The organism is Staphylococcus sp. EG-SA-2, from assembly GCF_017152085.1.
In genome coordinates this window covers 1-16,219 of record NZ_JACYHC010000609.1, presented here as the reverse complement: position 1 = coordinate 16,219, position 16,219 = coordinate 1, and the positions used below count along the sequence as shown (strand labels likewise).

Annotated in this window: 18 protein-coding genes; 5 read left to right on the top strand and 13 right to left on the bottom strand. The window is 33.6% G+C overall.

Going from position 1 to position 16,219, the window contains the following annotated elements; translation table 11 throughout:
* The 4 genes from mvaD to pta all read right to left on the bottom strand — a co-directional run.
* On the bottom strand, positions 1-718 hold a 718-nt coding region (mvaD, locus tag IDG60_RS10940), incomplete at its 3' end, for a diphosphomevalonate decarboxylase (protein ID WP_206160690.1).
* A 4-nt stretch (positions 719-722) separates the two neighbouring features.
* A complete protein-coding gene (gene mvk, locus IDG60_RS10935; RefSeq protein WP_000197034.1) occupies positions 723-1,643 on the bottom strand; it encodes a mevalonate kinase in 921 nt (306 codons plus the stop codon).
* A 586-nt stretch (positions 1,644-2,229) separates the two neighbouring features.
* Positions 2,230-3,066, bottom strand: coding sequence for a lipoate--protein ligase family protein (locus tag IDG60_RS10930; protein WP_000362356.1), 837 nt, complete (start codon positions 3,064-3,066; stop codon positions 2,230-2,232).
* A gap of 2 nt (positions 3,067-3,068) precedes the next feature.
* The gene (pta, locus tag IDG60_RS10925; protein WP_000774281.1) at positions 3,069-4,055 is read right to left on the bottom strand and encodes a phosphate acetyltransferase; all 987 of its coding nucleotides are present in this window, start codon (positions 4,053-4,055) and stop codon (positions 3,069-3,071) included.
* Positions 4,056-4,222: 167 nt separating this feature from the next.
* On the opposite strand from pta, the gene hemQ reads away from it, so the two are divergent.
* The 3 genes from hemQ to IDG60_RS10910 all read left to right on the top strand — a co-directional run bounded on the left by hemQ (position 4,223) and on the right by IDG60_RS10910 (position 6,753).
* A complete protein-coding gene (gene hemQ, locus IDG60_RS10920; protein WP_000075704.1) occupies positions 4,223-4,975 on the top strand; it encodes a hydrogen peroxide-dependent heme synthase in 753 nt (250 codons plus the stop codon).
* 548 nt (positions 4,976-5,523) lie between these two features.
* Positions 5,524-6,288, top strand: coding sequence for a threonine/serine exporter family protein (locus tag IDG60_RS10915; protein ID WP_000354088.1), 765 nt, complete (start codon positions 5,524-5,526; stop codon positions 6,286-6,288).
* Positions 6,289-6,300: 12 nt separating this feature from the next.
* Positions 6,301-6,753 (top strand): threonine/serine exporter family protein, encoded by a 453-nt coding sequence (locus IDG60_RS10910; protein ID WP_000498572.1) that lies wholly within the window; start codon positions 6,301-6,303, stop codon positions 6,751-6,753.
* A 140-nt stretch (positions 6,754-6,893) separates the two neighbouring features.
* Here the strand turns inward: IDG60_RS10910 and IDG60_RS10905 are convergent, their stop codons facing one another.
* From IDG60_RS10905 to IDG60_RS10890, 4 genes are all read right to left on the bottom strand, one after another.
* A complete protein-coding gene (locus IDG60_RS10905) occupies positions 6,894-8,378 on the bottom strand; it encodes an APC family permease (RefSeq protein WP_000412514.1) in 1,485 nt (494 codons plus the stop codon).
* 120 nt (positions 8,379-8,498) lie between these two features.
* The gene (locus IDG60_RS10900; RefSeq protein WP_000765183.1) at positions 8,499-8,867 is read right to left on the bottom strand and encodes a DUF423 domain-containing protein; all 369 of its coding nucleotides are present in this window, start codon (positions 8,865-8,867) and stop codon (positions 8,499-8,501) included.
* A 132-nt stretch (positions 8,868-8,999) separates the two neighbouring features.
* A complete protein-coding gene (locus IDG60_RS10895; protein WP_000248117.1) occupies positions 9,000-9,380 on the bottom strand; it encodes a DUF5327 family protein in 381 nt (126 codons plus the stop codon).
* The gene (locus IDG60_RS10890) at positions 9,381-10,037 is read right to left on the bottom strand and encodes a uracil-DNA glycosylase (protein WP_000455256.1); all 657 of its coding nucleotides are present in this window, start codon (positions 10,035-10,037) and stop codon (positions 9,381-9,383) included.
* Positions 10,038-10,220: 183 nt separating this feature from the next.
* On the opposite strand from IDG60_RS10890, the gene thiD reads away from it, so the two are divergent.
* Together thiD and vraX are read left to right on the top strand one after the other, a co-directional pair.
* A complete protein-coding gene (gene thiD / locus IDG60_RS10885; RefSeq protein WP_001185462.1) occupies positions 10,221-11,051 on the top strand; it encodes a bifunctional hydroxymethylpyrimidine kinase/phosphomethylpyrimidine kinase in 831 nt (276 codons plus the stop codon).
* A 506-nt stretch (positions 11,052-11,557) separates the two neighbouring features.
* Positions 11,558-11,725, top strand: a complete 168-nt coding sequence (gene vraX, locus IDG60_RS10880) for a C1q-binding complement inhibitor VraX (RefSeq protein WP_000587958.1) — start codon at positions 11,558-11,560, stop codon at positions 11,723-11,725.
* 200 nt (positions 11,726-11,925) lie between these two features.
* Here vraX and IDG60_RS10875 read toward each other — a convergent pair whose 3' ends face one another.
* The 5 genes from IDG60_RS10875 to IDG60_RS10855 form a co-directional block, all read right to left on the bottom strand.
* Positions 11,926-12,195, bottom strand: coding sequence for a hypothetical protein (locus IDG60_RS10875; protein ID WP_000671099.1), 270 nt, complete (start codon positions 12,193-12,195; stop codon positions 11,926-11,928).
* 2 nt (positions 12,196-12,197) lie between these two features.
* Positions 12,198-12,563 carry a protein VraC gene (locus IDG60_RS10870; protein ID WP_001165058.1) on the bottom strand — a complete coding sequence of 122 codons (366 nt, stop codon included), beginning with the start codon at positions 12,561-12,563 and terminating at the stop codon, positions 12,198-12,200.
* Positions 12,538-13,677, bottom strand: coding sequence for a thiolase family protein (locus IDG60_RS10865; RefSeq protein WP_001070676.1), 1,140 nt, complete (start codon positions 13,675-13,677; stop codon positions 12,538-12,540). The genes IDG60_RS10870 and IDG60_RS10865 overlap by 26 nt, the downstream gene beginning before the upstream one ends.
* A 1-nt stretch (position 13,678) precedes the next feature.
* Entirely contained in the window at positions 13,679-15,055 is a 1,377-nt protein-coding gene (locus tag IDG60_RS10860; protein ID WP_001100835.1) for a long-chain fatty acid--CoA ligase, read from the bottom strand.
* 543 nt (positions 15,056-15,598) lie between these two features.
* Positions 15,599-16,219: MFS transporter (locus IDG60_RS10855; protein WP_206160689.1), on the bottom strand; the 621-nt coding region annotated here is incomplete at its 5' end.

The following is a 16,219-nucleotide window of genomic DNA, read 5'->3' as shown; positions in this document are numbered from 1 at the left end:
CATTTTCTTCAATTACTTCACCAAGGCGTTTAAAATCTTTGTCTTGAATCGCTGCTTTTGCTTCAGCTAAATCTTCATCAATATGATCTAACCAATATTGATAAAACCTTGATGTGTTTCGTGTCAACGACATACCATATCGACTAGGTACCTTTTTAGAATGTTGATTAATCACAACAAATATCATGGCAAGGTCATCTTCAAAATGATTCGATTCAAGTGGAACGGCATATGACGTCTCATCATTATACCCTTTTTCCCATTCTGCAAATCCACCATAAATACTACGCGACGCAGAACCCGAACCAATTCGCGCCAATCTCGATAAATCCTTATCTGACAGCTGCAAGTCTAGTGCTTGATTACAAGCTGCTGCTAAAGCTGCATATGCGCTTGCTGATGAAGCCAACCCTGCTGCTGTTGGTACAAAATTGTCGCTTTCAATTTCAGCATACCAATCGATGCCAGCTCTATTTCTGACAATATCCATATATTTTGAAATTTTCTCTAATTCTTTGCCACTAACCTTTTCACCATTCAACCAAAATTGATCCTGTGTTAACTGGTCGTTAAAAGTGACTTTCGTTTCAGTGTAAAATTTTTCTAATGTAACAGATATGCTATTATTCATTGGAATGATTAGTGCTTCATCTTTTTTACCCCAATATTTTATAAGTGCAATATTCGTATGTGCACGTGCTTTGCCACTTTTAATCAACGCATTAACCTCCTAAATTCTCAATCCATGTATGTGCTGCACCAGCTTTTTCTACAGCTTTCACAATATTTTTCGCTGTTGGTAAATCTTTGGCAAGCAATAACATACTTCCACCACGACCAGCACCAGTAAGTTTTCCAGCAATCGCACCATTTTCTTTACCAATTTTCATTAATTGTTCTATTTTATCATGACTAACTGTCAACGCCTTTAAATCCGCATGACATTCATTAAAAATATCCGCTAGGGCTTCAAAGTTATGATGTTCAATCACATCACTCGCACGTAAAACTAACTTACCGATATGTTTTACATGTGACATGTACTGAGGATCCTCACAAAGTTTATGAACATCTTCTACCGCTTGTCTTGTTGAACCTTTCACACCAGTATCAATAACAACCATATAGCCGTCTAAACTTAACGTTTTCAATGTTTCAGCATGACCTTTTTGGAACCAAACTGGTTTGCCTGATACAATCGTTTGCGTATCAATACCACTTGGTTTACCATGTGCAATTTGCTCTGCCCAATTAGCCTTTTCAATGAGTTCTTCTTTCGTTAATGATTTCCCTAAAAAATCATAACTTGCACGAACAAAAGCAACCGCGACAGCTGCACTCGATCCTAATCCACGTGATGGTGGTAAATTCGTTTGGATCGTTACTGCTAGCGGCTCTGTAATATTATTTAATTCTACAAAACGGTTCACCAAAGACTTAAGATGGTCAGGCGCATCATATAACATACCATCGTAAACATCGCTTTTAATAGACGAATAGTTCCCGCTCTCTAAGGCTTCTATTAAAACTTTGATTTTACCTGCGTTAAACGGTACTGCAATAGCAGGCTCTCCAAATGTAACAGCATGTTCTCCTATTAAAATAATCTTACCTGTCGATTCCCCATATCCTTTTCTTGTCATGTCAATATCACCTTTTATATTTATCCTATACTTGATTCATTATTTTTATTTATTAGTAAAAGACATCATATTCTAAGTTGCATACGCATTCGCGTTAAATTTCATTGCAGTCTTTATCTCACATTATTCATATTATGTATAATCTTTATTTTGAATTTATATTTGACTTAACTTGATTAGTATAAAACTAACTTTCGTTTACTTCAAAGTTTAAATCTTATCGAGTGATATTTCAGATTCTTTATCTTTTTATAAAATAGCCCTACAATTTATAATTTTCCACCCTAACTATAATACTACAAATAATAATTGGAATATATAGATTTACTACTAAAGTATTAGAACATTTCAATAGAAGGTCGTTTCTTTCATAGTCATACGCATTATATATACCCTATTCTCAATCTATTTAATACGTAAAACATGAAATTTTCTTATTAAATTTATTATTTCCATCATATCATTACTTTTAATTTAATGATGTTCAATTTAAATATTAGGTCAATAACATATTTATGCTTTTTATGGATACTTTCAAAAATAACAGCCCCAAACGATAACTTGAAAGGGGCTGTTAAATATTTAACTATTGCATTTGGTCTATCATTTTCTTGTTTCTTTCAATCATTTTATCAAAATACGTATCGTATCTTTGCCATTCTTCTTGAGTAATGGGCGTCATATTTAATACACCGCCAAGATCTTTGATTGCATATAATAGTAAAAACATTACATCTTGAACAGTAATCGTTTTGTTAAGCAATGTCTCTAATGAGGCCATACAAGATGGTTCAATTTCAGGATATTTAAATTTAGTCACTTCACCTTTTAAAGCATGTTCATAAAATGTTTGCATCATCAATGCACGTTCTGAACCAGAGCCTTCAACACAAAGATAAATTTGTACAGCAATACCGCCTCTAACTCTTCGTTGCGATATGCCTGCAAATTTCTTACCATCGATACTTAAGTCAAATTTTCCTGGGCAATAAGAATGTTCAATTTCCATCGTATCAATATCAACATTCTCATCTTCGAACATTTTGCTAATTAAGAGGTACATCACAGTAAACGCTTCATCAATCGTTGTTTCTGTTTGTCCTTTGAACATCAGCGATATATTTAATACACCTTGATCTAGAACGACACCTAAGCCACCAGAATTTCTAACAATGGCATTATAACCAATCTCATTCGTTAAATAATCAATGCCATCTTTTAAAAACGGCAATCTTGAATCATGAATACCAAGAATAACAGTATGTTGATGAATCCAAGTACGCACAACATTATCTGATATATCTTTGCCCACACTTTCGCAAAATGTATCATCGAATGCGAAAGATTGCATAGGTTCTAATCCAGAAGAATGGTCGATATATCGCCAGTTGACGCCATTAAAATATTTACTCGCTAAATCCATCGTTATTGTAAGGCTTGCGCTGCTGTAATAATTGAAAGATTGTATACATCTTCAATTGAGCAGCCACGTGATAAGTCATTTACTGGAGAATTTAAACCTTGTAATACTGGACCAACTGCATCATATCCACCTAAACGTTGTGCAATTTTGTAACCAATATTACCAGCTTCTAAACTTGGGAATACAAAGACATTTGCATCACCTTGTAATTTAGCACCTGGCGCTTTTTTCTCAGCAACACCTGGTACAATCGCAGCATCAAATTGGAATTCGCCATCAATGATTGCTTCTAATTTTTCTTCTTCAGCTTTTTGTTGTGCTAATTTGACAGCTTCTTGAACTTTTGTCACGTCGTCTGATTTAGCAGACCCTTTTGTTGAAAAGCTTAACATTGCAACTTTTGGATCCATGCCAAAGCTTAATGCTGATTTTGCACTTTCTACTGCAATTTCTGCAAGTCCTTGTGAATCAAGTTCTGGATTGATTGCACAATCACCAAAGATGTATTGTTCATCACCTTTAATCATAAAGAAGATACCTGATGTTCTTGATACACCTGGTTTCGTTTTGATGATTTGTAAAGCTGGACGCACAGTGTCTCCTGTTGAATGTGCTGCACCACTAACTAAACCATCTGCTTTACCAGCATAAACAAGCATTGTACCGAAGTAGTTCACATTGTTTAATAATTCTTGTGCTTGTTCTTCAGTCGCTTTACCTTTACGTCGTTCAACAAATGATTGAACTAATTCAGCTTTCAATTCACTTGTCGCAGGATTAATTAATTCAATATTAGAAATATCAAGATCAAGTTTTTGCGCTAAAGATTGAACCTTAGTCTCATCACCTAACACGATTGGTGTAACATAATCTGTTGCTTGTAATTGTGTTGCAGCTGTTAGAACACGTTCGTCCTCTCCTTCAGGTAATACGATTTTAACGTTTTTACCAGAAAGTTTGTCTTTTAATACATTTAATAAATCAGCCATAATGTCCTCCTGTAATATAAATCTTATTAATCATTCACGGTATAATTATACGCCATTTTATTTCATAATGCCACGTCACCAATTTGTAATCATAATTTTATCGTTACCCCTTTGCTTTATGATAAAATTTATAAAGAACTGATGATTTTTGAAAAGGAGCGATAAACATGAGTCAAGCAGCCGAAACATTAGATGGTTGGTATAGTCTACATTTATTTTATGCAGTTGATTGGGCATCATTACGTATAGTTCCAAAGGACGAACGCGATGCACTTGTCACTGAATTTCAATCATTTTTAGAAAATACAGCAACTGTAAGATCATCAAAATCTGGTGATCAAGCTATTTATAATATAACTGGTCAAAAAGCAGATTTGTTATTATGGTTCTTACGTCCTGAAATGAAGTCTTTAAATCATATTGAAAATGAATTTAACAAATTGCGCATTGCTGACTTCCTAATCCCTACATATTCATATGTATCAGTCATTGAATTGAGCAATTATTTAGCTGGTAAATCTGATGAAGATCCTTATGAGAACCCTCATATCAAAGCAAGATTATACCCAGAATTACCACATTCTGATTATATTTGTTTCTATCCAATGAACAAACGTCGTAATGAAACTTATAACTGGTACATGTTAACTATGGAAGAACGCCAAAAATTAATGTATGACCATGGTATGATTGGTAGAAAATATGCTGGCAAAATCAAACAATTTATTACTGGTTCTGTAGGGTTTGATGATTTCGAATGGGGCGTAACATTGTTCTCAGATGACGTATTACAATTCAAAAAAATTGTATACGAAATGCGCTTTGATGAAACAACAGCACGATACGGTGAATTCGGTAGTTTCTTTGTAGGACATCTTATTAACACAAACGAATTCGATCAATTCTTTGCGATTTCTTAATACATTGGTACGTTTATAAATTAATAAAAAAATTCCAAGCTTATCGGTTTAAGCTTGGAATTTTTCGTTTATCTTCAGTATATTCCCGTATACATAAGACGTGATTTGGTAAATAGTTGAAATCTGTATGTTTAAACTTATATATATGTGCTAATGTATTATCAATAACAAAGTACACTTTGCTCATAGCAAAGTGTACCCGAGTAGTCTTCCTTGGGAGAACTTTAACTACTATCACTACATATAAACGTTAACCTCAATAGAAATTATACAGTCGCTACTCTATACAATTTTTGTAATGGTTAACTAATATTATTTTAACCTATTTGAAATATTTGAAACATATTTTTGTCGAATTTTTTTCAATAATTTTCCCTTTTTATACTTCAAGAGAATTTTAACTACTAAAAATTCCAATGATTATTATTACAATAGTATCAAATATTAGTTTTTTAAAATCAATAACAACTTATCAAAAAGCTCATGTGGTTATTTTATAGTGTATAAACTATAATGAGTATTAAATTCTTATAAACAATGGTGATGAAATGGACATAAATTCAGAAGAATACAAACAAGAGGTACTTATCAAAGACGTTGTCATGCTTGCTGCTCGCATACTATTAGAATCTGGTGCAGAAGGTACGCGTGTAGAAGATACCATGACACGTATTGCAAAAAAACTTGGTTACAGTGAAAGTAACAGCTTTGTTACAAACACTGTCATCCAGTTTACGTTACATTCGGAATCGTTTCCTAGAATATTTAGAATTACCTCTCGAGATACAAACTTAATAAAAATTTCGCAAGCTAATAAAATTTCGCGTCAAATTACAAATAATGAAATTTCTTTAGCCGAAGCAAAAACACAACTTGAAAAAATATATGTTGCTAAGCGTGACAGCAGTCTTCCCTTTAAAGGTTTTGCTGCAGCAATGATTGCAATGAGTTTCTTATATTTACAAGGTGGTAGATTGATTGATGTTTTAACTGCGATATTAGCAGGTAGTCTAGGATACCTAGTCACTGAGATTTTAGATCGCAAGTTACATGCACAGTTTATCCCAGAATTCATTGGTTCATTAGTTATTGGGATTATCGCCGTTATTGGACATACACTTATCCCAACAGGTGACTTGGCAACTATTATCATTGCGGCAGTCATGCCTATTGTTCCTGGTGTATTAATAACAAACGCAATACAAGATTTATTTGGTGGACACATGTTGATGTTCACAACGAAATCATTAGAAGCATTGGTTACTGCGTTTGGCATCGGTGCTGGCGTTGGTAGCGTATTAATTTTAGTATAGGAGTATCAGACTATGTTTTGGATCTTAAACTTTATCTTTAGCTTTTTAGCTTCAATGTTCTTCTGCGTCATTTTTGATGCACCTAGAAAATTATATCTATCATGTGGTTTCGTTGGTACATGTGGATGGATGGTTTACACCTTATTCTTCAACGGCTTTAATGTGCACACTATATACTCTAGTTTCTTTGGTAGTTTAGCATTAGGCTTGTTAAGTCATTATATGGCTCGTAAACAAAAAGAACCTGCCATCATTTTTATGGTAACGGGTATCATTCCATTAGTACCAGGTGGATTAGCATACGATGCTACAAAAAATTTAGTCTTATTAAATTTCAGCACAGCAATCAATACCATGTTAGAAGTAACACTTATTGCAGGCGCCATCGCATTAGGTTTATTATTCGCCGACCAAATTTCCAAATTAATTGTTTCTGGGTTCGTGAAATCTTTTAAACGATTATAAATATTGTTAGAAATGGCTCAGCCCAAACTCTTAGCAATTATATATAAGGTTCAGCTGCCTCGTCTTAAATGTCAATTTATAATACAAAAAATCGCACGATACGCCTCCGAATGAAGAAGGTATATTGTGCGATTCTTTTATTATTTAGTTTTTTCTTTTTCAGGTTCTTCAATCATATCATCAACTTCATTTTCACTTCTATTTAAAATCAAGCGACTTAATTCATCATTATCCATATTTTTCAATTTAGGATATCGAATCACAAAGAATATTAAACCGATGATTAACCATCCAAGCAATGCAATATAAGATGGTGCAGTCAGTGCTGCAGGAGAACCTGGCACTAATAACAACGCTAAGAAAATGAATGATACAAATGAGCCGATAATAGCAAACGTTTTGTAAACCGGTGCATACGTATTACTTTGTTTGTTATAACTGAATAATTTCGCTGCAGACAAACATGTAATAAAGTAGGCAATGGATACACCTGTAGATGACATATCTACAATCCAAGTCAATGCAGTTCTTCCTAGCCAAGGTGCAATTAACGACACACCTACTAGGAATATGATTGCGACATATGGTGTTTTGTATTTACTATGTAATTTACTAAACATTGTTGGCATAATACCTGAACGTCCCATAGAAAATAACAAGCGACTTGAACTCATCAAGAATCCATTTAAACCAGTAAATATACCCATCATAATTGCAATTGCTAATACACCTAATCCAATATAACCAAATGCTGTTTGTGTAACAGCACCTGTTAACCACAACTGCCCATTTAAACTTTGATGACTTGTTGATAACCAACCAGTGTATAAAATCATGACAACATAAGTTAATGATGCTGCTAATAAACTGTACACGATAAGCTTAAATGTCTTGTTTGGTGCAAAGTTAAACTCTTCTGCTGTTTGTGGAATATTATCAAATCCAACATATGCCCATGGTGCCACGGATACAATAACCACAATAGACACTAACCATCCTTTGCTAGGTTCAGCTAACGGTTGTAAATTTTCAAGTGCAAAATTATTACCAAAGAATGAACCAAAGAACATCAATAATACGACGATTACCATCGCCACACAGAAATAATATTGTAATGATCCAGATACACTTGCGCCACGAATCGTTACTAGCATGAATACAAGTAGTAATACGGTCGCAATAATGATTTCCGTAATATAAACGTCCCAGCCCGCAATGGTGTATAGTTTCCCATTATTTAAGACATCTGGCAATAAGAATTTAACTAGTAAACTGAATGCGGTCGCATTTAAAGCAACGACACAGACATAACCAAAAGTTAAAAACCATGATGAGAAGAAACTCACATATCTGCCGAAACTTAAGAAACTAAAGGCAAACGCGCCCCCTGATACTGGAAATCTCTCTACTAATGCGCCATAACTAACCGCAATTAATATCATTAATAATGCACCAATAACTATACCAATTGATGCTGCAATCGGACCTGACTGCTTAATCCAGTCTCCTGGTAAGATGAATGCGCCCCATCCGATACATGAACCATATGCAATCGCCCATACAAACTTTTCAGATAGGTTTTGTTTTAAATCGCCTCTATCTATTTGCTTATTCTTTTTTTCCATAAATAAAAACTCACCTCGAAGGTATTCTATACCCAAAAGATGAGTTTGTAACTCTTTTTCTTGATTATTTTTATTAAAAATTTAATGTTTAGTTACATAGGTAATCTAAAGTTTTAAAATTTAACCAGCAAATTTGAATGTCGCAATGATTAACATTATCCAGCCAATGATGAACAATACGCCACCAATTGGCGTAATCGCACCTAAAACTTTAATTTGAGTTAATACTAAAATATATAATGATCCACTAAAGAAAATAATACCAGCAAATATTAACCAGCCAGCCCAGTTAACATTGATTGAAGTTGTACCACTAATTACACCTATAATTAATAATGCTAAGCCATGGTACATTTGATACGTCGTTGCTTTTTCCCATACTGATAAATAGTGATCACTTATTTTTCCTTGTAAACCATGCGCACCAAATGCACCTGTTCCGACAGCCATCATCGCGTTTAATGCACCTAAAATAATAAATAATTTCATTGCTACCTCTCCTTATATAATTCAGTATTAATAAATGTTTAAATCCGAACACTCGAATAAAAGTATATGCGTCTTGATTATTAACCAACATACTTAACAAGCTATTAAGTAATTATGTTTCATTGTTGCTTTTTAAAAATCAAATATGGATTCACCATTGCCAATGTCATCATCTGTCGCTAATCTTTGTTGTTGGTTTGAAGGTTGTGAATATGACTTATTATGATGATGTGCTGAATGCGTATTTACTTTACCACCCATCGCTTCAATTTCAGCAGCTGTCACTTGATGAGTTGGCTGCGTTATTTGTGATTGTGGCATTTGATTATGGTTAGCAATACGACGATTCATTTGTTGTTCACCAATATGTGGTGTATTTGATGTTGAAGCATATAAAGATGTTAATATATGTATGGCATACATATGTTTTTCAAAGTCATGGTCATGCTGTGCCTGCTCTGCTTGTACTAATTCTTGCTCAATTCGTGCTATTAAAGTTTCTCTATTCACCATCTACGCCTCACTTTCACACCAATTAATTGGTGATTTTCCTACTGACTCTAAATAGGCATTCGCTTTGGAATACGGTTTTGATCCAAAGAATCCTCTATATGCAGACAGTGGACTAGGATGCACTGATTTTATAATACAATGTTTAGATGTATCGATAAGCTTTATTTTTTGCTGTGCAGGTTTCCCCCACAAAATAAAGACAACATGTTCTTTATAATCAGACACTGCTTTAATAATTTCATCAGTAAATGTTTCCCAACCAATATCACGATGAGAATTTGCTTCACCCTGTCTTACGGTTAAAACTGTATTCAATAACAAGACGCCTTCTCTTGCCCAATCTTGTAAATGCGGTGTTTGTCTAACGCATCCAATATCATCTGCTAATTCTTTATACATATTACGTAAAGATGGAGGGAATTTTGCGTTAGGTTGCACTGAAAATGCTAATCCATGTGCTTGGTTTGGACCATGATACGGGTCTTGTCCTAATATAACAACTTTGATATTTTCAAACGGTGTTAAATCAAACGCTTGATATATATTTTCCCTATCAGGGTATACGATTGCAGTCGAATATTCTTTTTCTAAAAAATCATGCATAGCTTTAAAGTCATGTTTCGTTGTTATGTCATGAAAAATTTGCGACCATTCCATTCAATCTCACCTCAGGACATATTTTAACATATCACACTTATCTAAAGTGAATGACATTTTCAAAAGTTACAATAGTATGAATGATTCATTTCAACAATCATCAAATATTGAATGCTTAATATTTTTCAATTAGGTTAAAAATGATATGATGAATACAATATTATTATGTAGGAGTGAAGCTCAATGGCTTTAAAGAAAGTTTTAACAATTGCCGGTTCTGACACAAGTGCTGGCGCAGGTATGCAAGCAGATTTGAAAACGTTCCAAGAATTAGATACGTATGGCATGGTCGCTTTAACTGCCATCGTTACTATGGATAAAGATACATGGTCACACGATGTTACACCATTACCAATGGATGTATTTGAAAAACAACTTGAAACGGCTTTATCAATCGGACCTGATGCTATTAAAACAGGTATGTTAGGTACTGAGGAGATAATCAAACGTGCTGGAGAAGTATATGAGGCATCTAATGCACAATATTTTGTAGTAGATCCTGTCATGGTTTGTAAAGGCGAAGATGAAGTGCTTAATCCTGGAAATACTGAGGCGATGATTAAATATCTACTACCTAAAGCAACGGTAGTGACACCAAACTTATTTGAAGCGGGTCAATTATCAGGATTAGGTAAATTAAATTCAATTGAAGATATGAAAAAGGCTGCAACAATTATCTTTGATAAAGGCGCACAGCATGTCATCATTAAAGGTGGCAAAGCTTTAGATCAAGATAAATCGTATGACTTATACTATGATGGTCAAACATTTTATCAACTAACAACAGACATGTTCCAACAAAGTTATAACCATGGTGCTGGTTGTACATTTGCTGCGGCAACAACTGCATATTTAGCTAACGGTAAGTCACCGAAAGAAGCTGTGATTAGCGCGAAAGCTTTCGTCGCTTCTGCTATTAAAAACGGTTGGAAAATGAATGATTTTGTTGGTCCTGTGGATCACGGTGCATACAACCGTATTGAACATATCGATGTTGAAGTAACAGAGGTTTAACGATTAGGCGGTTCATCTATAAATCAACATTATTAGCCACACCACTTAAATTGGGTATGAACTCAATTTATGTGATGTGGTTATTTTTTTATAATCATCATGCTCTGTATATAATTTAAATTTGAAAGTTACATATAAGCGTTATTAGCTTTTATTGAAAATTTCATACATATCGAACAATACATACAAATATTTCCTATACATCTACATCTATGACTAAATAACCCTTTATTTTCAAGATGAACTTAAACTCATCTATATGCTCAATACCTCTATCATTATCATTCTTTTGCGATAGATGCCTCTCTAATCATATATGTTATATTTCCCAAATGACTGCCAGGCGACTCTATAAATATATATTTATTTAGAACTTTTATACATAAATAGTCTTAGTAAATCATACGTTCTATGTCTGATAAAAAGTTGATACTTAAGGTTGATGTCACACATAAAAATGTTATTTATAATATAACCATAGAGTAGCAAAGGAGGTAATATAGGTTATGATTATTTATCGACAGTATCACCATGAAGGCGCACCAGTTTATGAAATTATAACCAAAACGTTTCAGCATGTTTCAATTAAATGTGACGATTCATTTAGTGATACTGAAATATTCAAATTGCTCTCTTTATTACAAGACGATATAGATCATATGAAAGTTAGTTAAATTGACTAATCGTTCCAATAATCCAGAATTTATTAAACATTGATATAGTTGTTATTATTATTTTAGATTAATGCATCCCCGTGCAAAGAAAGAAACGTAACCTATATTCATCTCTGTTCCCAATAATAATAACAATACATAACTGATATTAGCTGTCCTTTCATCTCCTAATTAATATGCGTTCATGCAGCTAATATCGGTTATTTTTTTGTGCTCAAAGAAATTTTTATTTTAATCTCTCCATCGTCATTAATTGCTATAATTTCGTGTTCGTGTTGTTCAATGAATTCGATATTTTCATTTATTAAAATAGGTTTAACGTAGTTAATTTGACACTGGTTTGTCTCTAATGACATAGCCATCAGCATCATTTGACTCACTAATTGTCCTGGCACAATCTCATTATGTATTGGATTATCATCATTTACGAGCGCCAAATATTCATTTATCCATATCTCATTAAACTTCATCTCTACTTCATCGCCTTAATAAAAGTTTGTGTAACCGTTATGACATGTTGATCATTTTTAGTTAATGTTAAAGCCATTGTATAACGTGTGATATTGCGAGTCTGTCGGCATTCAATATCTTCTAAATGCCCTACATATATTGTGTCTACTTCTATCTTTTGAGTTTGATTAATTGCTGATTTTGTTAAAATCAGTTCGCTATTTGCATATTTTTTAAATAAATCAAATTTTGGCCATAATGACGCACACATTAATGGTGGTACTTCTTTTCTATAAGGTTGGTTAAAACACTGATAATATGCAGCCACACTATCCTTAGAAAATGACACATTTAATCGCTGGTTAGAATCGAGTAAATAATGCTGCATTTCCTAGACCTCCCCCTATCCCCATAGATGCAATCATAGTCTCTTTGTCAAACATATAAAATAATCGAGTCACTAATTGGGCACCGCTTGCACCGTATGGATGACCTGATGCTAATGCACCACCCCATATATTTAATTGCGTATTTGAAATATTTAAAGCTTGTTGGCAGGCAACTACCTGTGCACTGAACGCTTCGTTAATTTCAATGACTTCAATATTTTCTATCGTTAATTGATTTCTTTTTAGTAAGTTGGAAATGGCTGGTACTGGACCAATGCCAGGAAAATTAGAATCAACACCTACCGTAACACCATCTTTAAATAATAAACCATGCTCGAAACCTAATTCGTATGCCATATCTTTTTCCATAATAAGCAATAAAACTGCACCATCATTTTTCATACAACTATTCGCAGCGGTAACGGTCCCACCTTTGATTACGGGCTTAAATCGGCCAAAGTTATCTTTCGGAATATGTGATTTTAGACTTTCATCAGTATTGAATATTTCTCCTTTAACGGTTATAGGTAATATTTCCTGAGAAATATTTCCATTCTTTACATTTTCCGCTGTCAGTTGATGACTTCGATAAGCAAATTCATCTTGTAATTCTCTTGAAACATCATACATCTTGGCCACATTTTCAGCACCTTGAATCATTGATGGGTCGCTCATTTCAGGTGCAAATGATGCACGCTCATAAAACTCAGGTAATGCTGTTTCGTACACAGAATGCGGTCGTTTGATTTTCCAAGGTGCTCGACTTGTACTTTCAACACCACCTGCAATATATACCTTGCCAGCTCCGGCTTGGATCATGCGACATGCATATTGAACACTTTCAAGTCCAGACCCACATTGCCGATCGATTGTGACGCCAGGTATTGAATCTTTAAGCCCCGCTTCAAGCAATGCTTTTCTTGCAATATTGCCACCATTCCCAACAACATTACCTAAAACTACATCATCTATTTTAGATATTACCTCTGGATACTTCTCTTTAAAATGTTGGAATAAAGGTTTAAGCAATTGTTCTGGCTCTAAATGTTTTAAAGTGCCACCATATTTCCCAAATGCAGTTCGTTTAGCTGCAACTATGACTGCTTGATTCATATTATAATTCACCTCTCAAATACATCGACATCATTTTTTCTCTAGCAATTTTACCACTTGCAGTGTAATACATCTTTTCTACATGATGAATCATCGATGGAATTTCATAGCGTTTCACTTTCTTTTTTAAAAATTGTTTTACATTTTTATGTGTAAGTGTCACATCACCAGAATAAAGCAATACGCCTATTTGACCAAAACGCTCATTTGGAATACCGATGATAATTGCTTCATCAATGCTCGAAGATTGCGTTAAAAGGCGTTCAACATGTGCTGGATATATATTTTGACCACCAATAATTAACATATCCTGTTGACGTCCCGTTAAATATAAATACTGCTCTTTTACATAGCCATTATCATTAGTAACAAACCATTCATCATTATTTATACATTGTTCACTTACATAGCCACTAAACATCATATTACTTTTTATACAAATAGTTCCTATACCATTGTGATCGTGATTCGTTGTTTTCAATTCCACATTTGGAAATAGCACACCTACTGATTCAACTGGTGCTTGCTGATTCAAGTTATAGCTGATAAAACTGGTTTCCGATGTACCAAAAAATTCAATCAAATTTATGTCATTTGCTTGATTTTTTATCTTTTTAAAAATAGAAGAATGCAGCTTATCTCCACTGCTAAAAAATGATTGGATTGTATGTTCATTGTTGTAAACTAACAATAATGATTTAATCATCGTTGGAACAAGAAACATAGCAACTTTGTATGATGATATTTTATGACATTGATTAAGTAACTTTTCAGGATGAAAAGTGGTCTGTCCTATAAAAGTACGACCGGAACTTAAAGCAAACAATAACGCATATAATGTTAACGAGTGCGATAGTGGTCCAGGGGCTGCTATTGCATTTTCATTTTTTAACATCAACATTTCATTAACTTCAAAAGAAGCCAACCATGAATCTTCATCACGATAATATGCTTTTGGCAGTCCAGTTGTCCCTGAAGTAAAACCAATATGTAATAAATTGGGGTAGTGCTGTAATTGCGTTGAATCAATAAACATCGGTGAGTCTATATTCTGCATGAGACCTGTATCTCCAATTACATCTTTAATACCATATTTTTCAATCAATTGACGATGTATAGTACTTTGCCATTTACCTTCCATCATCATAGGCACTTTATGTAAACGATGCAAAGCTAAATAACAAATAATACTTTGCACCGGTGATTTCATATTAATAGCAACGACAGGGTTAAGTGAATATTTCTGCAAAGATTCAACTGCGCTAGTGATGCGGGCATTTAGTTGACTATATGTAATTGTTTCATCATCGATATGTAATGCTATGTCATTAGGTTTATTTTGAGTATGTGTTTTCAACTGTTCTAAAATTACGTTCATCAATATCCCTCACTCAATGTAAACTTTAAAATACATCTTGTTAACATTATATAATGAATAAGTATTTTTATCAGGTAAACCTGCCTATTATAAAAATCAAACTTAAGCCCTAGATAAATTTGATACTGTAGTACCATGTTTTTTATTAGATAAGACGTTACTATATGTATATAGAGAAAAGAAGTTATCGCAATCGCAATAACTGACACAAATAAGTCACCCAATCTATTTAAGTTTGTGTTCTCTATAATAATATTGAAGGTTAGAGTCTCAATATTAATTGCGTTGGACAAAATACTCTAAGACATATTTACATCCTAACATTTCAATAGCAAGAGAATTTTAAGTATTCAAAGCTAAACATATGCTTTAAGTCCCCTCTTTCCCCCATTGCGATAATCATTGCAGTGGGGGTTTATGTATATACAAAAACTTTATTACGGCTAATTACAGTTCTCAATTTAAAAAGCACTTTAAAGTTAGCAGAACCTACTAGCTTTAAAGTGCTTATATACGATTGATTTATACTTTTTATTAAAATCTCTAATTCTTACGTTCTTTAACCCACCATAATGCTTCTTTTGGGTGTTCTGCATAATAAGCTCTATCTTGCTCGTTATCTACATTTGGATACGAACCTTTTAGAGATTTTCCTGCTGTACTTAAATGTAAGAATGTAATAACTAAAAAGCCAATAACACTGATTGCTGTTAAATAATACGCAGGTGCTAATGGATCTCCAGTTTTCGTAACTAACCATGTTGCAACTAATGGCGTCGTACCACCAAATATCGAAACAGAGATATTAAATGTTACTGATAAAGTTCGATATCTTATATGACTGTAAAACATCGTTGGTAACGACCCTGGCATTGTCGCTTCGTAAGTTGATAAGAAAAATCCTAATATAAATATACCGATTACTATTACAACAAATGATTGTGAATGTAATAACATAAATGCGATGATACTAAATAATGTTAGCCCACCAGTACCAATTAGAAATACTTTCTTTTCACCTATTTTATCCGCTAACTTACCAAACATTAATGCTAATGGAATCATTATTGCCATGACACAAGTAATTAATACACTTGTTGTCGTTGCATCTAATTTAATAACTTGTTCTAAATAGGTTGGTAAATATGCAGTTACCATATAGTT